Here is an 18796-nt window from a genome sequence, read left to right as displayed (position 1 = left end):
CTCACCCGGCGCCTCCGGCGCCACCCTCTCCCCGGAGGGGAGAGGGGTGATGCTCCCCGAACTCACCCTGTCGCAGATGCTGCGCCAGCACGCGCGCGCCAACCCGCAGGGCCTCGCGCTGCGGCAGAAGGACTTCGGCATCTGGAACCCGGTGAGCTGGGAACGCTATTACCAGCGCGCCCGTCGTTTCGGCCTCGGCCTGCTGGCGCTCGGCCTGCCCGAGGGCGGGCACGTCGGCATCATCGCGGAGAACCGGCAGGAGTGGGTGTTCGCCCAGCTCGGCTGCGGGGTGGTGCGGGCGGTTCCCGTGGGCGTCTACCCGACCAGCCCGTGGAACGAGGTCGCCTACGTGCTGGGCCATGCCGACGCGTCGTTCGTCATCTGCGAGGACCAGGAACAGACCGACAAGGTGCTGGAGGCGCTGGACCAGCTGCCGCAGCTCCGGCGCATCATCGTCATCGACATGAAGGGCCTGCGCCACTACCCGCGCGACCGCATCGTCGCCTTCGACGAGGTCGAGCGCCTGGGCGCCGAATACGAGGCGCAGCACCCCACCCGCGCCGACGCGCTGCTGGACGCCCAGCGCCTGGAGGACCTCGCGCTGATGGTCTACACCTCGGGCTCCACCGGAAAGCCCAAGGGGGCGATGCTCAGCTACCGCAACCTGCGCGCCATCGCGCCGGGGATGATCGAGCGGCTGGGCATGACGCCGCGGACCACGCACCTGTCCTACCTGCCGCTCTGCCACGTGGCGGAGCAGATGCTGACCACCTTCGCGCCGTTGTACCTCGGCTCGGTGGTGAACTTCGGCGAGTCGATCCGCACGGTGCAGGAGGACCTGCGCGAGGTGGCGCCCAGCCAGTTCCTCGGCGTGCCGCGCATCTGGGAGAAGCTGCACTCCGCCATCCACATCAAGATGGCCGAGGCCGGCGGCATCCGCCGCTGGCTGTTCGAGCGCGCCATGGCCGCCTGCGAACCGTGGGCGGAGACCGTCCCGGCCCGCCGTCCGCTGGCCGCGCGGCTGCTCTACGGGATCTGGTACCTGCTGGTGTTCCGGGCGCTGCTGAACTGCATCGGCCTGCGCCGCGCGCAGGTCGCGTTGACCGGCGCCGCGCCCATCGCGCCGAAGATCGTGCGCTTCTTCCGCACGCTGGGAGTGCCGCTGGTCGAGGTCTACGGCCTGACCGAGACCGCCGGCATGGTCACCGGCCAGTACCTCGACAGGCTGGTCCCCGGCTGCGTCGGCCCGGCCATCGTCGGCGCCGAGGCGCGGGTCGGCGAGCACGGCGAGCTGCTGATCCGCGGCGGCACGGTGTTCGAGGGCTACTACAAGAACCCGGAGGCGACGGCGCAGAGCATCCGCGACGGCTGGCTGCACACCGGCGACGTGGTGGAGGTGGTGGACGGGCAGTTCCGCGTGGTGGACCGCCTGAAGGACATCATGATCACCGCCGGCGGCAAGAACCTCAGCCCGTCGGAGATCGAGAACGCCGTCAAGGCCAGCCCCTACGTCAAGGAATGCATCGTCATCGGCGAGGCGCGCAAGTTCGTCTCGGCGCTGGTCCAGATCGACCTGGAGACGGTCGGCAAATGGGCGGAGGAGCACGGCATCCCCTACACCCACTTCCGCAGCCTCGCCGAGAACCCGGCGGTGCGGGAGCTGGTGCAGCGGGAGATCGACGCCGCCAACGCCACGCTGGCCCAGGTGGCGCACATCCGGCGCTTCCACCTGCTGACCAAGGAGCTGGACCACGACGACGACGAGGTGACGGCCACCATGAAGGTGCGCCGGTCCAACATCTACCGGAAGTACGGCGCCGAGATCGAGGCGCTGTACGCCAACCAGAGCACCATGCAGGGAGCAGCGTAGACATGAGTTCCGCCGTGATTGCGGGTTACGTCCGGTCGCCCTTCACCTTCGCGCGCAAGGGCGAGCTGGCCGGCATGCGCCCCGACGACCTCGGCGCCGCGGTGATCCGCGCGCTGCTGGAGCGCTTCCCCGTCCCGCCCGACGAGATCGAGGACGTGCTGTGGGGCTGCGCCTTCCCGGAAGGCGAGCAGGGCCTCAACATCGGCCGCGTGGTGGGCATGCTGGCCGGGCTGCCGCGCAGCGTCGCCGGGGCGACGATCAACCGCTGGTGCGGCTCGTCGATCCAGGCGGTGCAGGTGGCCGCCGGCATGATCGCCACCGGCAGCGGCGAGGCCTTCCTCTGCGGCGGCACCGAGTGCATGTCGCGGGTGCCGATGATGGGCTTCAACGTGCTGCCCAACCCGGCCTGGAGCCAGCAGGAGGTGGACGACTACATCAGCGTCGGCCTGACCGCCGAGCGCGTCGCGCGGCAGTACGGCATCAGCCGCCAGGAGCAGGACGCCTTCGGCCTGTGGAGCCAGACCAAGGCGCTGGCCGCCCGCCGCGAGGGCCGCATGGCCGCCGAGATCACCCCCATCGCCGCCGAGGGCCGCACCGTCGCGCAAGACGGCTGCGTGCGCGAGACGTCCCTGGAGAAGCTGGCGGGGCTGAAGCCGGCCTTCCTGGAGAACGGCACGGTGACGGCCGGCACCTCGTCGCCGACCACCGACGGCGCCACGGCGCTGCTGGTGTGCACGCCGGACTTTGCGCGCCGGCACGGGCTGGCGGCGCTGGCGCGGGTGAAGAGCTTCGCGGTGTCCGGCTGCGAGCCGGGGGTGATGGGCCTCGGGCCCATCGAATCGACGCGCAAGGCGCTCAAGCGCGCCGGCATCACCATGGCCGACGTGGACGTGGTGGAGATGAATGAGGCCTTCGCCTCCCAGGCCATCGCCTGCGCCCGCGACCTGGAGATCCCGGAGGAGAAGCTGAACATCGACGGCGGCGCCATCGCCATCGGCCACCCGCTGGGCGCCACCGGCGGCCGTCTGGTCGGCAAGGCCGCGCAGCTGCTCAAGCGCACCGGCGGCCGCCACGCCGTGGCGACGCAGTGCATCGGCGGCGGCATGGGCATCGCCATGGTGCTGGAGGGGGCGTAAAGCCCTCCCCCAGCCCCGCTGGGGGAGGGTTGGGTGGGGGCAGCGGCCTGTCGGGAAGGCCGTAGCCCCCCCCCACCCGCCGCGCGGGGCCCTCCCACCCCCCACGGGGTTGGGGGAGGGCAAGAAATCTCAAAACCCCGAGCCCGGCTGCTTCAGGAACTCCACCTCCTCCGGCGTGCTCTCACGCCCGAGGATGGCGTTCCGGTGCGGGAAGCGGCCGAAGCGCTCGATGATCGCGAGGTGCCGCTCGGCGTAGTCGATGAGGTCCGGCGCCTGGACGCGCTCGCGGAACAGCCGCACCGACAGGCGCTGGCTCTCCAGCTCCTCGTGGTGCTCGAAAGGCAGGTAGAGGAACAGCCGCTCCTCCGGCGTGCACTCCAGGTCGAACCCGTTCTCGACGGCGTGGCGGGCGACGGCGCGGGCCTTCCCGTCGGTGGCGAAGGCCTGCGGGGTGCCGCGGAAGACGTTGCGCGGCACCTGGTCGAGCAGGATGCACAGCGCCAGGCAGCCGTCCACGTCGTCCAGCCAGGAGTCGAGCGCGCCCGCCGCGGCGCGTTCGTGCGGCTCCAGCAGCGTGTCGGCGACCTGCCGGTCGAAGCTCGGCGACGGCGCGAACCAGTAGGGTTTCACATCCTCGCCGAACCAGTACTCGACGATCTCGTCGATCAGCGGATCCGCCATGCTGCTGTTCTCCCCATTCTCCGGGCCCAAAACAGAACAGGGCGCCCGGGGGCGCCCTGTCCAGTGCTTTTCCGCGATGCGGACGCCGATCAGTGGAGCTTGGCCCACATCTGGCGCTTGGTCGCGTACATCAGGCCGGCGAGGACGATCAGGAACAGGATCACCTTCACGCCCATCTGCTTGCGCTCGTCGAGCTTCGGCTCGGCGACGAAGGTCAGGAACGTGGAGATGTCCTTGGCCTGCTGCTCGACCGTGGCCTTGGTGCCGTCGGCGTACTGCACGCCGTCCGGCTGCAGGATGTTCGGCATGCCGACCTGGTGGCCCGGGAAGTACTTGTTGTAGTTCATCCCCGGCATCAGGTTGATGCCCTCCGGCGGCGAGTCCTCGAAGCCGGTGAGGAACGCGTAGAGGTAGTCCTCACCGCCGACGCGGGCCTTGGCGACCAGCGACAGGTCCGGCGGCAGCGCGCCGTTGTTGGACGCGCGGGCGGCGTTGTCGTTGGGGAACGGCGACGGGAAACGGTCGGCCGGGATGCCCGGACGCATGAACATCTCGCCGTTGTCGTTCGGGCCGGCCTGGACCTCGTAGGTCGCGGCCAGCGCCTTCAGCTCGTCGTCCTTGAAGCCGATGCCGGCCAGGGTGCGGATCGGGACCAGCTTCATCGAGTGGCAGGCCGAGCAGACTTCCTTGTAGATCTGGAAGCCGCGCTGCGCCGACGCCTTGTCGATGGTGCCGAACACGCCGGAGTGGCCCCAGCTCTGCGTCGGGAGCTTCACCCCTTCCGAGGCGAGCGCCGAACCGCCGAGCCCGAGAGCCACCGCGGCCGAGAGGATGACAGTCTTCAGGGCGCGCATCAGGCCTTCTCCATCGGCTTGGCATGGGCACCGGCCGCAACCCGGCCACCGCCCTTCAGAACGGGTTCGCTGATGCTGGCCGGCATCGGCGACGGACGCTCCAGCTTGCCGAGGATCGGCAGCAGGATCAGGAAATGGAAGAAGTAGTACGCGGTGCCGATGCGGGCGATCAGCAGCCAGTTGCCCTCGGCCGGCATGGCGCCGGCGTAGCCGAGCACCAGCGCGTCGAGCGCCAGCACCCAGAAGAACTGGCGGTAGATCGGCCGGAACTTGCAGCTGCGCACCTTCGAGGTGTCGAGCCACGGCAGGACCACCAGCACGCCGATGGCGCCGAACATGGCCAGCACGCCGCCCAGCTTGTCCGGAATGGCGCGCAGGATGGCGTAGAACGGCAGGAAGTACCACTCCGGCACGATGTGCGCCGGCGTCACCAGCGGGTTGGCCGGAATGTAGTTGTCCGGGTGACCCATGTAGTTCGGCATGAAGAAGACGAAGATCGCGTACACGATCAGGAACACGACCACCGCGAACAGGTCCTTCACCGTGATGTACGGGTTGAAGGGGACGGTGTCCTGCGGGCCCTTCGGGTCGATGCCCAGCGGGTTGTTCGAGCCGCAGATGTGCAGCGCGGCGGTGTGCAGGATGACCACGCCCAGGATCACGAACGGCAGCAGGAAGTGCAGCGCGAAGAAGCGGTTCAGCGTCGGGTTATCGACCGAGAAGCCGCCCCACAGCCAGGTGACGATCGGGTCGCCGACGATCGGGAACGCCGAGAACAGGTTGGTGATCACGGTGGCGCCCCAGAAGCTCATCTGGCCCCAGGGAAGCACGTAGCCCATGAAGGCGGTCGCCATCATGAGCAGGAAGATCACCACGCCGATGATCCACAGGATCTCGCGCGGCGCCTTGTAGGAGCCATAGTAGAGACCGCGGAACATGTGCAGGTAGACGGCGATGAAGAAGAACGACGCGCCGTTGGCGTGCACGTAGCGCAGCAGCCAGCCGTAGTTCACGTCGCGCATGATGCGCTCGACCGAGTCGAAGGCGATCGCCGTGTTCGCGGCGTACTGCATGGCCAGCACGAGGCCGGTCGCGATCATGATCACCAGCATGATGCCGGCAATCGCCCCGAACGCCCACAGATAGTTGACGTTCTTGGGCATCGGGTATTCGTTGTACTCGTGGTGCAGCATCGTGAAGATCGGCAGCCGGCTGTCGATCCACTTCACCACGGGGTTCTTGAAGTTCGAGGCGTGAGCCTGAGCCATAATGGGAGTCTCCCGAGACCTTGGGCCGCTTAGCCGAGCCGGATGCGGTTGTCGCTGAGGAAGGCGTACTGCGGCACCACCAGGTTGGCCGGCGCCGGACCCTTGCGGATGCGGCCCGCGGTGTCGTAGTGCGACCCATGGCAGGGGCAGAACCAGCCGTCGTAGTCACCGCGCGGATCGGTCGGCTTCTGGCCCAGCGGCACGCAACCGAGGTGCGTGCAGACGCCGACCAGGATCAGCCACTCCGGCTTCTGGACGCGCTTGTCGTCCGGGGCCGGGTCGCGCAGCTCGGACAGGTTCACGTTCTTGGCCTCGTCGATCTCCTTCGCCGTGCGGTGGCGGACGAAGACCGGCTTGCCGCGCCAGGTGACGGTGATCGACTGGCCCTCGGCCACCGGGGCGAGGTCCACCTCGATGGAGGCGAGCGCCAGGGTGTCGGCGGCCGGGTTCATGCTGTCGATGAACGGCCAGGCGGCCGCGGCGACGCCGACGGCCCCAACCGCACCGGTGGCAAGATACAGGAAATCACGGCGGGACGTACCGTCGTCGCCGCCGGGGGCCCCATGGGCACCCGTGCCGGACGGATGCGTGGTCTCAGCCATTAGCGTCTTTCTCCTCAAGACTGCGCAGCGCGGGGGAGCGCCGGGTGAATTCGCGGAGGGTGCTTTAGCATGTTGCGGGCCACCCGCCCTTCACCCCTCACGCCCACGGGCATGACTGACGAACGACGGGCCGCCCCTGCCTTTGGGGGTGCGGTATACCGTCGCGGAGCGCCGTTGAAAAGGCCTAGTCTTCGGACACAGTGTCGCGCGTTGCGTTGCAGCATCAGAGAATCACGATCCAATTCCGGGAAACCCATGCGCCTCGTACTTTTCGAACCCGACATCCCGCAGAACACCGGGACCTTGATGCGCTTGGCCGCCGGGCTCGGCGTGGCGATGGATCTGGTCGAGCCGTGCGGCTTCATCCTGGACGACCGCCGGCTGCGCCGGGCCGGCATGGACTACCTTGACCAGCTCGACCTGACCCGCCACCTGTCGTGGTCGAGCTTTCTGCGCGAGCGGAATCCGGGGCGACTCGTGCTGCTGACCACGCGCGCCGCGGTGCCCTACACGGCCTTCGCCTTCCGCCCCGACGACCTGCTGGTGCTGGGCCGCGAGAGCGCCGGGGTGCCGGACGAGGTGCACGGGATCATGGACGCGCGGGTGGTGATTCCGCTGCGCCCGCCGGCGCGCTCGTTGAATGTGGCGCTCGCCGCCGCCATGGTTGTAGGCGAAGCCCTGCGCCAGACCGGCGCCTTCCCGGAGACTCCATGAGCAGCGACCGCACCGACACCAAGACCCGCGCCCGCGCCTGGTTCGAGGATCTGCGCGACCGGATCTGCGCCGAATTCGAGCGGATCGAGGACGAGCTGACCGGCATGCATTGCGACCTGCCCCCGGGCCGCTTCGTGCGCAAGGCCTGGGAGCGGCCCGACCATGGAGGGGGCGAAGGCGGCGGCGGCGTGATGTCGATCATGCACGGCCGGGTGTTCGAGAAGGTGGGCGTCAACGTCTCCACGGTGCACGGCACCTTCAGCGAGGAGTTCCGCAAGAGCATCCCCGGTGCCGCGGAGGACGGCCGCTTCTGGGCCTCGGGCATCAGCCTGGTGGCGCACATGCGCTCGCCGCTGGTGCCGGCGACGCACATGAACACCCGCCACATCGTCACCACCACCGGCTGGTTCGGCGGCGGCGCCGACCTCACCCCGACCTTCCCGGACGAGGCCGACACCGCGGCGTTCCACGGCGCGCTGCAGGGTGCGTGCGACCGGCACGACCCGGCGTGCTACGCGCAGTACAAGGAGTGGTGCGACCGCTACTTCTACCTGCCGCACCGCGGCGAGGCGCGCGGGGTGGGCGGCATCTTCTACGACAGCCTGAACACCGGCGACTGGGAGCGGGACTTCGCCTTCACCAGGGGCGTCGGGCTGGCGTTCCTGGACGCCTACCCGAAGATCGTGCGGCGCTGGATGAACGAGCCCTGGACGGCGGAACAGCGGGACGCGCTGCTGGTCAAGCGCGGGCGGTACGTGGAGTTCAACCTGCTGTACGACCGCGGGACGACCTTCGGGTTGAAGACCGGCGGCAACACCGAGGCGATCTTGATGAGCCTGCCGCCGGAGGTGAAGTGGCCGTAGGGCGGCGATCGCCCCCTCCCTAACCCTCCCCCGCTTCGCGGGAGAGGGGACTGCCGCCGCTTTGCCCCCTTTCCCGCGTAGCGGGGGAGGGCTGCGGAAGGGGCACAGAACCAAGCCGCCGCTTCAACGCCTCCAGGCACTCTTCCCGTCGGGGCTGGAAGTCCTGGCCGCTCCACCACGCCTCGACGTCGCGCAGCGCCTCGCCGACGTGCCGGCCGGGCTTGGCGCCCAGCGCCAGCGCGTCGCGGCCGGACAGCGGGAAGCGCAGCCCCGGCAAATCCTCCGCCGTCGCCAGCACCTCCCGGACATGGTGGAGCGACACCGGGCCCGGCGCCTCGGCCGCCTGCAGCCGCACGAGGTCGCGGTACAGGCCGGCGTCGCCCAGCCGGTACAGCGCGCGCCGTCGCGCCGGCCGGTCGTCGTGCAGCGAGACCGCCACCTTGGGCTCGACCATGTTCGCCAGCCGGTCGCGGTCGGCGTTGGACAGCTTCAGCGTCTCCGCCGCCGCCAGCGCCCCGGCGTGGTCGGTGTCCAGCGCCGCGGCCAGCCGCAGCAGGGAATCCGGCGCCTCGCCCAGGTCGTGCTGCAGTTCCACCATCCGCGACAGCCGCGCCACGTTGGTCGCCGCGGGCAGCAAGTGCGCCATCACCCCCTGCCCGATCATCAGCTGCCAGACCTCCGCCGCGTTGGCGGCGGTGAGCAGGCGCAGGATCTCGCCCTGCAGGCGCTCGCCCGACAGGGTGGGCAGCCGGTCGGCCATGGCACGGCAGGCGGCGAGCGCGTCCCCGTCCGGGGCGCCGCGGCCGTAATGCGCGTGGAAGCGGAAGAAGCGCAGCAGGCGCAGCACGTCCTCGTGCAGGCGCTGGCGCGCGTCGCCGACGAAGCGCACCCGCCCCGCCGCCATGTCCTTCAGCCCGCCGAACGGGTCGTACACCGTGCCGTCTGGCGTGCAGGACAGCGCGTTCATGGTGAAGTCGCGCCGAGCCGCGTCCTCCTTCCAGTCGTCAGTGAACTCGACCCGGGCGTGCCGGCCGAAATTCTCGACGTCGCGGCGCAGGGTCGTGATCTCGAAATGCTCGCGCCCGATCACCGCGGTCACCGTGCCGTGCGCGATGCCCGTGGGGATGGCGCGGATGCCGGCGTCCTCCAGGATGCGCAGCACCGCCTCCGGGGGCGCGTGCGTGGCGATGTCGATGTCCTTGACCGGGCGCTTCAGCCAGGTGTCGCGCACGCAGCCGCCGACGAAGCGCGCGTCGGCGCTCCCGGCGCGCAGGGCGTCGATCACCGCGCGCGTCTCCGGGGCGGTCATCCAGGGGGGAGGGTCGAGACGGCCGGCGGGTTGCATCCGGTCACCCTAGCCCGCGCAGGGGCGCGTTTCCAGCCGCCTCACCGCGCCCCGGCCAGCACGTCGCGCAGGTTCACCAGCATCCCGGCGGTGGCGCCCCAGATGTAGCGCTGCTCGTAGGGGAAGGCGTAGAAGAAGCGCCGCACGCCCATCACCTCGCGGCTGTGCCGCTCCGGCATCGCCGGGTCGAGGATGACGGTCAAGGGCACCTCGAACACCTCGTCCACCTCGGTCGGGTCCGGGGAGACCACGAAGGGCGGCGTCAGCAGCCCGACCACCGGCGTCACCCGGAACCCGGTGCGCGTCAGGTAGGTGTCGAGCCGGCCGATCACATCGACGTGGTCGCGGCCGACGCCGATCTCCTCCTCGGTCTCGCGCAGCGCGGTATCCTCGGACGAGGTGTCGTAGGTCTCGCGCCGGCCGCCGGGGAAACTGATCTGCCCGGCGTGCGCGCTCAGGTGCGCGGTGCGCTGGGTGAACAGCACGGTCAGCCCCTCCGGCCGGTCGACCAGCGGCACCAGCACGGCGGCCTCGCGCAGCCGGTCGAGCGGCAGCCGGAAGCCGGGGTTCAGGTCATGGTCGCCGCGCACCGCGTCGGGATCGCGGAACGGGACGTCGCTTCCCGTGAAGCGCCTGCGGATGTCGATGGGGGTCACGCGCCGGACAGCCTGCCCAGCACGAAGAAGCGTCCGTTGCTCCATACGCCCACCTCAGCCTCCTCCCCTTCGGGGCCGTTCGTCGTCGCGCAGTGGTTCACCATGTCGTAATAGACGGACCGGGCGATGCGCGCCTCCAACCCCATTCTTATGTCGATGTACGGGGTCGGCTCCCCGCTCTCTGGGTCGTGCGCCACCCGGATCGGGTGATCCGGCCCGGCCTCCACCCAGTCGTCCAGATTCGTGCGGAACGACAGGACCTGGTCCTCGCCGCGTCCGCTTGCCGTCATCTCCACGGCGACGAACGGAACGTCGTCGACGACTATGCGCCCGCGCTCCACGGGTGTCACCAGCCAATAGTCGCCGGCCTCGTCCCGCCGCAGCACGGTGGCGAACAGCTTGGACAGCTCGATCCGCTTGATCGGGCCGCCCTCGTGGTACCAGGTGCCGTCGCGGGCGATGCGGATGTCGAAGCGCTGCTCCCCCGAGAGCGAGGGCGGCATCGGGGGTAATTCGACCGAAGGCGAAGGCTTTGCGTTCACATTCGGCTTGTCATCCTGCATCTCGCCCCCGACCTTGTTCCTGACGGTTCCGTCTTTCCGTCCGATTTGCGCAACGTAATTTCGCCACACTCGTCACATAGGTCGGCGAGGCTGGATTTTGAACAGGGAGAGTGCCCCGTGAGCGCCACCGACGCCATCCTCCCAGCGCCGACCCCGGAAAACCCGCAGCAGCTCCTGGCCGAGGTGGAGACCCTCGGCGGCCGGCTGCAGCTGGTGCGCGACCGCATCGGCCGCATCATCTTCGGCCAGCAGGAGGTCGTCGATTTGACGTTGGTCACGCTGCTGGCCGGCGGTCACGTCCTTTTGATCGGCGTCCCCGGCCTCGCCAAGACGCGGCTGGTGGAGACGCTGGGCACCGTGCTCGGCCTCGCCGAGAAGCGCATCCAGTGCACGCCCGACCTGATGCCGGCGGACATCCTGGGCTCCGAGGTGCTGGAGGAGTCGGAGACCGGCCGGCGCTCCTTCCGCTTCCTGCCCGGCCCGGTGTTCAGCCAGCTGCTGATGGCCGACGAGATCAACCGCGCCAGCCCGCGCACCCAGTCGGCGCTACTGCAGGCCATGCAGGAGCACCGGGTGTCGGTGGCCGGCCACTACCACCCGCTGCCGCAGCCGTTCCACGTGCTGGCCACCCAGAACCCGCTGGAGCAGGAGGGCACCTACCCGCTGCCCGAGGCGCAGCTCGACCGATTCCTCATGCAGGTCGACGTCAGCTACCCCGACCGCGACGCCGAGCGGCGCATGATGATCGCCACCACCGGCGTCGATGCCGAGAAGGCGGTGACGGTGCTCACCCCCACCGACCTACAGGCCGCCCAGCGTCTGGTGCGCCGCATCCCAATCGGCGAGAGCGTGGTGGAGGGCATCCTCGACCTCGTGCGCGCCGGCCGGCCGGAACTCTCGGACATTCCCGAGGTGCGCACCCACGTCGCCTGGGGGCCGGGGCCGCGCGCGTCCCAGGCGCTGATGCTGGCGGCCCGCGCCCGCGCGGTGCTGGACGGCCGGCTGTCGCCGTCGCTGGACGACGTGGTGGCGCTGGCCAAGCCGATCCTGCGCCACCGCATGGCGCTGAACTTCGCGGCGCGCGCCGACGGCGTCACCATCGACGACGTCATCGACCGCCTCTGCGCGCCGCTGCTGTGATGGCGGCGCGGTCCTCGCCCCCGGTCACCGCGCTCCGCGCGCAGCAGCGCGCCGAGACGCTGGCCGCCCGGCTGCCGCCGCTGCTGGTCGCCGCCGAGCGGGTGGCCTCCACGGTGGCGCAGGGCGTGCACGGCCGGCGCCGCGTCGGCCTGGGCGAGACCTTCTGGCAGTTCCGCCGCTACCAGCCCGGCGACGCGCCGCAGATGATCGACTGGCGGCAGTCGGCCAAGACGCAGCCGGTCTTCGTCCGCGAGAACGAGTGGGAGGCGGCGCAGAGCGTCTGGCTGTGGCGCGACCGCTCCGGCTCCATGGAATACCGCTCCACCCCCGAGCTGCCGACCAAGCGCGAGCGCGCCGACCTGCTGCTGCTGGCCACCGCGGTGCTGCTGATCCGCGGCGGCGAGCGGGTGGCGCTGCTGAACTCCGGCGTGCGACCGGACCACGGCAAGCACACGCTCAACCGCCTCGCCAACCTGCTGAGCGATCCGGCCGCCACCCCGCGTGCCGACGGGCTGCCGCGCGTCGAGCCGCTGCCGCGGCACGCCCAGGTGGTGCTGTTCGGCGACCTGCTGTCGCCCTTGAGCGAGATCCACGCCACCGTGTCCGGCCTGTCCGGGCGGGGCTTGCGCGGCCATCTCCTCCAGGTGCTCGACCCGGCGGAGGAGACGCTGCCCTTCGACGGGCGCGTGGAGTTTGCCGGCTTCGAGGGCGAGGACGAGGTGCTGGTGCCGCGCGTCGAGGCGGTGCGCGCGGCCTATCTGGAACGGTTGCGGGCGCAGCAGGAGGGCTTGGCCGCGCTGGCGCGCGCCGCCGGCTGGACCTTCGCCGTGCACCGCACCGACCGCCCGCCGCAGACCGCACTGCTGGCGCTGTGGGGTGCCCTGGCGCAGGAGACGGTGTGACGGACGTGGTCGCATCGGGCCCCCACCCAACCCTCCCCCACTGCGCGGGGGAGGGCTTAACTCCTCCCCCCGCGCAGTGGGGGGAGGCTGGGAGGGGGGCCCAGCGCGAACACCCAAGCAGAAGTAGGTACTGATCGCCATGCTCGGTCTCGGGTCCTTCGCCTTCGCCACCCCGTGGGTGCTGTCAGCGCTGCTGGTGCTGCCGGTGCTGTGGTGGCTGCTGCGCGTCACCCCGCCGGCGCCGCGCCTCGTGCGCTTCCCGGCGATCCGCCTGCTGCGCGACCTCGTGGCACGCGAGGAGACGCCGGCGCGCACGCCCTGGTGGCTGCTGCTGCTGCGCCTGATCATCGCCGCGCTGGTCATCCTGGCGCTGTCCGGCCCGCTGCTGAACCCGCGCGCCGCCCTGCCCGGCAGCGGCCCGCTGGTGCTGGTGGTGGACAACGGCTGGGCGTCGGCGCGCGACTGGCCGAGCCGCCGCCGTGCCATGGAGGAGGTGGTCGGCCAGGCCGAGCGCCAGTCCCGCCAGGTCGTCGTCCTCGCCACCGCCCCGCCCGCCGCCGGCGACAAGATCGCCGCCAGCGCCCCGCTGCCGCCGGTCGAGGCGCGCCGCCTCATCCAGGCGCTGGAGCCGCACCCCTGGCCGACCAACCGCGCCGCGGCGCTCGAGGCGGTGCGCACGCTCCGCCCGAACGGCACGCTGCACAGCGTCTGGCTGGCCGACGGCATCGGCGACCGGGACGCCCGCACCCTTGCCGAAGCGCTGCAGCGGCTCGGCTCCGTCGAGGTGCTGGACGATTCCGCGGCCCGCCCGCCGCACCTGCTGCTGCCCCCGGCGCCGGAGGGCACGGCGCTGGTCACCCGCGTCGTGCGCGCGGACCCCAGCCGGCCGGAACCGGTCACCGTCCGCCTCGGCGCCGCCGACGGCCGGCTGCTGACCCGCGAGACCGTCGCCTTCGACGCCGGCCAGGGCAGCCGCGAACTGCGCCTGGACGTCCCCGTCGAGCTGCGCAACGAGGCCGCCTCCCTGCGCATCGAGGGCGAGACCACCGCCGGCGCCACCGTGCTGCTGGACGAGCGCTGGCGCCGCCGCCCGGTCGGCCTGGTGTCCGGCCGCCCGTCGGGCGAGAACCAGCCGCTGCTCTCCGACCTGCACTACCTGGACCGCGCGCTGGCGCCCTACAACGAGGTGCGCCGCGGCGCGATCGGCGACCTGTTGAAGCGCGAGCTTGCCGTGCTGATCCTCTCCGACGTCGGTGCGCTGTCCGGCGAGGAGGCGCAGGCCATCGAGGCGTGGGTGAAGAAGGGCGGCCTGCTGCTGCGCTTCGCCGGGCCGCGGCTGGCGCAGAACGCCGACCAGCTGGTGCCGGTGCGCCTGCGCCTGGGCGACCGCACCCTGGGCGGCGCGCTGTCCTGGTCGGAGCCGGCCAAGCTCCAGCCCTTCGGCGAGAAGAGCCCGTTCTACGGCCTGAAGGTGCCCGACGACGTGCTGGTGCAGCGGCAGGTGCTGGCCGAGCCGTCGGTGGACCTCGCCGACCGCACCTGGGCGCGGCTAGCCGACGGCACGCCGCTGGTCACCTCGGAGAAGCGCGGCGCCGGCTGGATCGTGCTGGTGCACACCACGGCCAGCCCGGACTGGTCCAACCTGTCGCTGTCCGGCCTGTTCGTCGAGATGCTGCGCCGGCTGGCCGGCCTGAGCGAGGGCGTGGCCGGCGCCGCGACCGCCGCGACGCTGGAGCCGCTGGAGGTGCTGGACGGCTACGGCCGGCTGGTCCCGCCGCCGCCGACCGCCTTCCCGATCCCCGGTGACGCCTTCAAGCCGGAGGTCATCGGCCCGCGCCACCCGCCGGGATTCTACGGCACCGAGGAGGCGCGCCGCGCGCTGAACCTCACCGCCGGGCTGACCAGGATCGACCCGCTCGGCCCGCTGCCCGCCGGCGTCGCGGTGGAGGGCTACGCCCAGCGCGGCGAGGTGGCGCTGAAGCCGGGGCTGCTGGGGATCGCCATGGCGCTGACCATCCTGGACTTGGCTATCGCGCTGGCGCTGCGCGGGCTGCTCGGCCGCTGGGCGCGCCCGCGCCGGGCCGGGGCCGCCGCGGCGGCGCTGCTGCTGGCGTTCGCCCTGCCGCCCCTTCTGCTTTATGGCGGCAAGGCCCGCGCCGACGACATGCACAGCACCAAGGTGACCGCCGAGACCTACCTCGCCCACGTCCGCACCGGCGACGCCAGCGTCGATGAGGTGGCCCGCGCCGGCCTCGACGGGCTGGTCGAGGTGCTGAACCGCCGCACGGCGGTGGAGGCCGCCGGCACCCAGGGCGTCGACGTCGAGGTGGACGAGCTGGCCTTCTACCCCCTGCTCTACTGGCCGGTGACGCCGAACGCCCAGCCGCTGAGCGACCACGCCCGCTCGCGCATCAACGAATACCTGAAGAACGGCGGCACCATCCTGTTCGACACCCGCGACCAGGCCACCGCGCTCGGCCCCGGGTCCGGCCAGGGCGGCCTCGCCCTGCAACGCATCGCCCAGGGGCTCGACATCCCGCCGCTGGCGCCGGTGCCGCCCGACCACGTGCTGACCAAGGCGTTCTACCTGATGCAGGACTTCCCCGGCCGCTACGCCGGCGGCGACGTCTGGGTGGAGGCGCGCGAGGGCCGCGCCAACGACGGCGTCTCGCCGGTGCTGATCGGCTCCAACGATTACGCCGCCGCCTGGGCGGTGGACGGCCGCGGGCAGGCGCGCTTCGCCGTGGCGCCGGGCGGCGAGCGCCAGCGCGAGATGGCCTTCCGCTTCGGGGTCAACCTCGTGATGTACGCGCTGACCGGCAACTACAAGGCCGACCAGGTGCACGTCCCCGCCATCCTGGAAAGGCTGGGCCAATGACCGACCTGCTGTCCGGCGGCAACTCGCTGGTCGTCAACCCGCTGCTGCCCTGGGAATGGCTGATCCCGCTGTTCGCGGTGGCGGCGCTGGTGGCCTTGCTGGGCCTGATCCGCCGCGCCCGCGGCGCGCTGCTGCGCGTCCTGGCGCTGGCCGTCCTCGCGCTGGCGCTGGTCAACCCGTCGCTGGTGCACGAGAAGCGCGAGCCGATCAAGGACGTGGCGGTCGTCGTCGTCGATGAATCGCCCAGCCAGAACGTCGGCGAGCGCAAGGCGCGGGCCGAGCGCGCGCTGGCCGAACTGACCGACAAGCTCAAGCGCTTCGACGACCTGGAGGTGCGCGTGGTGCGCGCCGGGTCGGGTGAGTCCGGCGCCTCGGCGATCAACGAGACGCGCCTGTTCGACGCGCTGAACCGCGCCATGACCGACGTGCCGCGCCGCCGCAGCGCCGGGGCGGTGCTGATCACCGACGGCCAGATCCACGACGTGCCGGAGAACACCGCCAAGCTGGCCGAGGGCGGCCCGGTGCACACGCTGCTGACCGGCAACCGCGACGAGGGCGACCGCCGCCTCGCCATCGTGCAGGCCCCCGCCTACGGGCTGGTGGGCAAGCCTGTGGAGGTGGTGATCCGCGTGGACGACATGCCCAGGGCGCAGTCGCCCAACGCGCTGGTCACGCTGCGCCAGGACGGCGGCACGCCGCGGCAGTTCCAGGTGCCGGTGGGCCGCGACTTCCACATCGACGTGCCGGTGACGCACGGCGGCCAGAACGTGCTGGAGATGGAGGTTGAGGCCGCCCGGCAGGAGCTGACGCTGGCCAACAACCGCACCGCGGTGGTGGTGAACGGCGTGCGCGACCGGATGCGCGTGCTGCTGGTGTCGGGCGAACCGCACGCGGGCGAGCGCACGTGGCGCAACCTGCTGAAGGTCGACCCGGCGGTGGACCTCGTGCACTTCACCATCCTGCGCCCGCCGGAGAAGCAGGACGGCACGCCGATCCGCGAGCTGTCGCTGATCGCCTTCCCGATCCGCGAGCTGTTCGAGATCAAGCTCGACGAATTCGACCTGATCATCTTCGACCGCTACCGCCGGCGCGGCGTGCTGCCGCAGATGTACCTGGAGAACATCGCCCGCTACGTCGAGAAGGGCGGCGCCCTGCTGGAGGCCTCCGGCCAGGGCTTCGCCGGCGCTCTGTCGCTGGCCCGCACGCCTCTGGGCGGCGTGCTGCCGGCCGAGCCGACCGGCACCACCTTCGACCAGCCCTTCCGCCCGACGGTGACGGAGCTTGGCCGCCGCCACCCGGTGACGTCCGGCCTGCCCGGCGACCGCAGCGACGGCGAGCCGACCTGGGGCCGCTGGTTCCACCAGGTGGAGGTGACGTCGAAGGGCGGTTCGGTGGTGATGAACGGCGCGCAGGGCACGCCGCTGATCGTGCTGAACCGCGTCGGCGAAGGCCGGGTGGCGCAGATCGCGTCCGACCAGATGTGGCTGTGGAGCCGCGGCTTCGAAGGTGGCGGCCCCCAGGCGGAGCTGCTGCGCCGCCTCGCCCACTGGCTGATGAAGGAGCCGGAGCTCGAGGAGAACGACCTGCGCGCCCGCGTGGACGGCAACCGGATCACGGTGGAGCGCCGCTCGCTGGAGCCCGACCCGCGCTCGGTGACGCTGACCACGCCGTCGGACGAGACGCGCACGCTGGAGATGACCGACGACAAGACCGGCCGCGCCACCGCCACGGTGATCGCCGGCGAGCCCGGCATCTACCGCATCACCGACGGCGAGCGCACCGCTCTGGCGGTGGTCGGCGCCGTCAACCCGCCGGAACTGGCCGACGTGCGCTCGACGCCGGACAAGGTGAAGCCGGTGGCGCAGGCGACGGACGGCGGCGTGCAATGGATCGCCGACGGCCCGCTCGACGTGCGCCGCACCAAGGCCGACCGGGCGCAGAGCGGCTCGGGCTGGATCGGGCTGCGCGCGAACGGCGACTTCGTGGTGACCGGCGTGTCGGACGTGCCGCTGCTCCCGGTGGCGCTGGTGCTGCTGCTGGCGCTGGGGGCGATGATCGTGGCGTGGCGTCGCGAGGGGCGTTAGGCCGTTCGGCGCGGGTTGCATGCCGCGGGATTTGCGGTTAAGGTCCCGACCCTTCCCAGGATTGGGGCGTCGCCAAGCGGTAAGGCAGCGGTTTTTGGTACCGCCATTCCCAGGTTCGAATCCTGGCGCCCCAGCCAACCTACCAAAATCCTTATTTCCCAATAGCTTAAAGGCATGGACGCCTCGGCGATGGTACACGCCGATGGTACACGCCGCCGGAGCACGTCAGCCCCCTTCTTCGCCATCGTGCCCCTTGCGCTGCCGCTTGGAGGCTAGATCCTTGAGAAGCGGCGTTTTTCCGTCGTGCTGTCGAGCATCATGCCGTCACACGCACTCAGCACGCGCCTTGCTAGCGTCTGCGGCTTGCGTAAATATGGACAATCAGAGTTCAACATCTGATCGTGTCCGGAAAGCGCAGTCAATAAAGATGGAATGCATGGAAGAAGATAAAACCGGCAGCATGGGAAAGTACCGTTTGGGTTCTTAAATGCTGGATGGTGGGGGATGAAATCCTACCAAAACAAGTGGAAAGTAAGAAGATCAGAAATACCTTTCACTACTAGCAAGTTTATTTATCACTATACCGACTTATTTGGATTTAAGGGTATTGTAGAGAGTAAAGGCGTATGGGCAAGCCACATTAGATATATGAATGATGCGGAAGAGGTACTTCATGGCCGCCGATTGGCGCTGCGGGTCCTTTCATGGCTTGCTCAAAAGCCAGAGTATTCAAGTTTTAGTGATGTATTGAAAAGAGTTATTGATAATATTAATCGTTCCAACGTTCCTGATTACTACATTGCTTGCTTTTCAAGGCGTGGTGATAGCCTCGATCAATGGAGGGGGTACTGCCAAAATGGAGGAGTATCTATTGAATTCTCGCTCCTCAATATGCATCCATTCATGATATTGCCAGTCTTGCGCTTATCTGATGTAATTTACAGCGATTACATGAAGGCAAGGCGCATCATTCTAAAAATCAAAAGGTATGCATACGAGTTTGAAATGGATAAAATGCACTACGGGGAAGAATTCCCTAGATATATTGATGAGCAACTAGAAGAATACGCAAAACATCTTTTACTTTCTCTTGAGTATATGTTCCTAACGTTTAAAAATAATGCATTTAATAACGAACACGAAGTGACCTGCCCCCACGTGGGACACCAGAGACTATGTTAGCCAAACACCGCTCGGCGGCTCCTGTCCAGTCCGGCGGAGCGTAGCGGAGCCGGGCTGG

The 18796-nt window shown here is 69.9% G+C and carries 16 protein-coding genes and 1 tRNA gene; 10 read left to right on the top strand and 7 right to left on the bottom strand.

The features are described from left to right. Positions 1-1870, top strand: a 1870-nt coding sequence (locus tag ACRWK7_RS17720; RefSeq protein WP_431857597.1) for an AMP-dependent synthetase/ligase, incomplete at its 5' end; no start/stop codon positions are given. Positions 1871-1872: 2 nt separating this feature from the next. Then, positions 1873-3006, top strand: a complete 1134-nt coding sequence (locus ACRWK7_RS17715) for a thiolase family protein (RefSeq protein WP_431857596.1) — start codon at positions 1873-1875, stop codon at positions 3004-3006. Positions 3007-3135: 129 nt separating this feature from the next. On the opposite strand, the gene ACRWK7_RS17710 is transcribed toward ACRWK7_RS17715, so the two are convergent. From ACRWK7_RS17710 to petA, 4 genes are all read right to left on the bottom strand, one after another. Then, the gene (locus ACRWK7_RS17710) at positions 3136-3687 is read right to left on the bottom strand and encodes a DUF924 family protein (RefSeq protein ID WP_431857595.1); all 552 of its coding nucleotides are present in this window, start codon (positions 3685-3687) and stop codon (positions 3136-3138) included. 89 nt (positions 3688-3776) lie between these two features. Beyond that, the gene (locus tag ACRWK7_RS17705; protein ID WP_431857594.1) at positions 3777-4541 is read right to left on the bottom strand and encodes a cytochrome c1; all 765 of its coding nucleotides are present in this window, start codon (positions 4539-4541) and stop codon (positions 3777-3779) included. Further along, on the bottom strand, positions 4541-5809 hold the full coding sequence (locus tag ACRWK7_RS17700) for a cytochrome b (RefSeq protein WP_431857593.1): 1269 nt from the start codon (positions 5807-5809) through the stop codon (positions 4541-4543). The genes ACRWK7_RS17705 and ACRWK7_RS17700 overlap by 1 nt, the downstream gene beginning before the upstream one ends. Positions 5810-5838: 29 nt before the next feature. Continuing rightward, a complete protein-coding gene (petA, locus tag ACRWK7_RS17695) occupies positions 5839-6411 on the bottom strand; it encodes a ubiquinol-cytochrome c reductase iron-sulfur subunit (RefSeq protein ID WP_431857592.1) in 573 nt (190 codons plus the stop codon). A gap of 255 nt (positions 6412-6666) precedes the next feature. On the opposite strand from petA, the gene ACRWK7_RS17690 reads away from it, so the two are divergent. After that, positions 6667-7125, top strand: a complete 459-nt coding sequence (locus tag ACRWK7_RS17690; RefSeq protein ID WP_431857591.1) for a tRNA (cytidine(34)-2'-O)-methyltransferase — start codon at positions 6667-6669, stop codon at positions 7123-7125. Next, entirely contained in the window at positions 7122-7988 is an 867-nt protein-coding gene (hemF, locus tag ACRWK7_RS17685) for an oxygen-dependent coproporphyrinogen oxidase (protein ID WP_431857590.1), read from the top strand. The genes ACRWK7_RS17690 and hemF overlap by 4 nt, the downstream gene beginning before the upstream one ends. Before the next feature lie 19 nt (positions 7989-8007). On the opposite strand, the gene ACRWK7_RS17680 is transcribed toward hemF, so the two are convergent. Genes ACRWK7_RS17680 through ACRWK7_RS17670 form a run of 3 tightly spaced genes read right to left on the bottom strand, consistent with a single transcriptional unit; the run spans position 8008 to position 10492 of the window. Then, complete coding sequence (locus tag ACRWK7_RS17680) at positions 8008-9333, bottom strand: CCA tRNA nucleotidyltransferase (protein WP_431857589.1); 1326 nt, start codon at positions 9331-9333, stop codon at positions 8008-8010. Positions 9334-9374: 41 nt separating this feature from the next. After that, entirely contained in the window at positions 9375-9989 is a 615-nt protein-coding gene (locus ACRWK7_RS17675) for a CoA pyrophosphatase (RefSeq protein WP_431857588.1), read from the bottom strand. Further along, complete coding sequence (locus ACRWK7_RS17670; protein ID WP_431857587.1) at positions 9986-10492, bottom strand: DUF1285 domain-containing protein; 507 nt, start codon at positions 10490-10492, stop codon at positions 9986-9988. The genes ACRWK7_RS17675 and ACRWK7_RS17670 overlap by 4 nt, the downstream gene beginning before the upstream one ends. A 177-nt stretch (positions 10493-10669) precedes the next feature. On the opposite strand from ACRWK7_RS17670, the gene ACRWK7_RS17665 reads away from it, so the two are divergent. The 6 genes from ACRWK7_RS17665 (at position 10670) to ACRWK7_RS17640 (ending at position 18738) form a co-directional block, all read left to right on the top strand. Beyond that, on the top strand, positions 10670-11692 hold the full coding sequence (locus ACRWK7_RS17665; protein WP_431857586.1) for an AAA family ATPase: 1023 nt from the start codon (positions 10670-10672) through the stop codon (positions 11690-11692). Beyond that, on the top strand, positions 11692-12594 hold the full coding sequence (locus tag ACRWK7_RS17660) for a DUF58 domain-containing protein (protein WP_431857585.1): 903 nt from the start codon (positions 11692-11694) through the stop codon (positions 12592-12594). The genes ACRWK7_RS17665 and ACRWK7_RS17660 overlap by 1 nt, the downstream gene beginning before the upstream one ends. Positions 12595-12733: 139 nt before the next feature. Then, complete coding sequence (locus ACRWK7_RS17655) at positions 12734-15472, top strand: DUF4159 domain-containing protein (protein ID WP_431857584.1); 2739 nt, start codon at positions 12734-12736, stop codon at positions 15470-15472. Beyond that, complete coding sequence (locus tag ACRWK7_RS17650) at positions 15469-17556, top strand: hypothetical protein (protein WP_431857583.1); 2088 nt, start codon at positions 15469-15471, stop codon at positions 17554-17556. The genes ACRWK7_RS17655 and ACRWK7_RS17650 overlap by 4 nt, the downstream gene beginning before the upstream one ends. A gap of 62 nt (positions 17557-17618) precedes the next feature. Then, a tRNA-Gln gene (locus tag ACRWK7_RS17645) sits at positions 17619-17693 on the top strand. Positions 17694-18060: 367 nt separating this feature from the next. Then, positions 18061-18738, top strand: coding sequence for a DUF2971 domain-containing protein (locus tag ACRWK7_RS17640; protein ID WP_431857582.1), 678 nt, complete (start codon positions 18061-18063; stop codon positions 18736-18738). Positions 18739-18796: the final 58 nt, after the last annotated feature.

This window comes from Azospirillum sp. (assembly GCF_050789165.1).
The sequence above is the reverse complement of the archived record's forward strand: the minus strand, read 5'-3'. Positions and strand labels throughout refer to the sequence as shown.

Coding starts and splice junctions, on each gene's coding strand:
- ACRWK7_RS17670 (WP_431857587.1), bottom strand. CDS start 10,492: ATGCCGCCCTCGCTCTCGGGGGAGCAGCGCTTCGACATCCGCATCGCC.
- ACRWK7_RS17715 (WP_431857596.1), top strand. CDS start 1,873: ATGAGTTCCGCCGTGATTGCGGGTTACGTCCGGTCGCCCTTCACCTTC.
- ACRWK7_RS17690 (WP_431857591.1), top strand. CDS start 6,667: ATGCGCCTCGTACTTTTCGAACCCGACATCCCGCAGAACACCGGGACC.
- ACRWK7_RS17710 (WP_431857595.1), bottom strand. CDS start 3,687: ATGGCGGATCCGCTGATCGACGAGATCGTCGAGTACTGGTTCGGCGAG.
- petA (WP_431857592.1), bottom strand. CDS start 6,411: ATGGCTGAGACCACGCATCCGTCCGGCACGGGTGCCCATGGGGCCCCC.
- ACRWK7_RS17660 (WP_431857585.1), top strand. CDS start 11,692: ATGGCGGCGCGGTCCTCGCCCCCGGTCACCGCGCTCCGCGCGCAGCAG.
- ACRWK7_RS17680 (WP_431857589.1), bottom strand. CDS start 9,333: ATGCAACCCGCCGGCCGTCTCGACCCTCCCCCCTGGATGACCGCCCCG.
- hemF (WP_431857590.1), top strand. CDS start 7,122: ATGAGCAGCGACCGCACCGACACCAAGACCCGCGCCCGCGCCTGGTTC.
- ACRWK7_RS17650 (WP_431857583.1), top strand. CDS start 15,469: ATGACCGACCTGCTGTCCGGCGGCAACTCGCTGGTCGTCAACCCGCTG.
- ACRWK7_RS17705 (WP_431857594.1), bottom strand. CDS start 4,541: ATGCGCGCCCTGAAGACTGTCATCCTCTCGGCCGCGGTGGCTCTCGGG.
- ACRWK7_RS17655 (WP_431857584.1), top strand. CDS start 12,734: ATGCTCGGTCTCGGGTCCTTCGCCTTCGCCACCCCGTGGGTGCTGTCA.
- ACRWK7_RS17700 (WP_431857593.1), bottom strand. CDS start 5,809: ATGGCTCAGGCTCACGCCTCGAACTTCAAGAACCCCGTGGTGAAGTGG.
- ACRWK7_RS17640 (WP_431857582.1), top strand. CDS start 18,061: ATGAAATCCTACCAAAACAAGTGGAAAGTAAGAAGATCAGAAATACCT.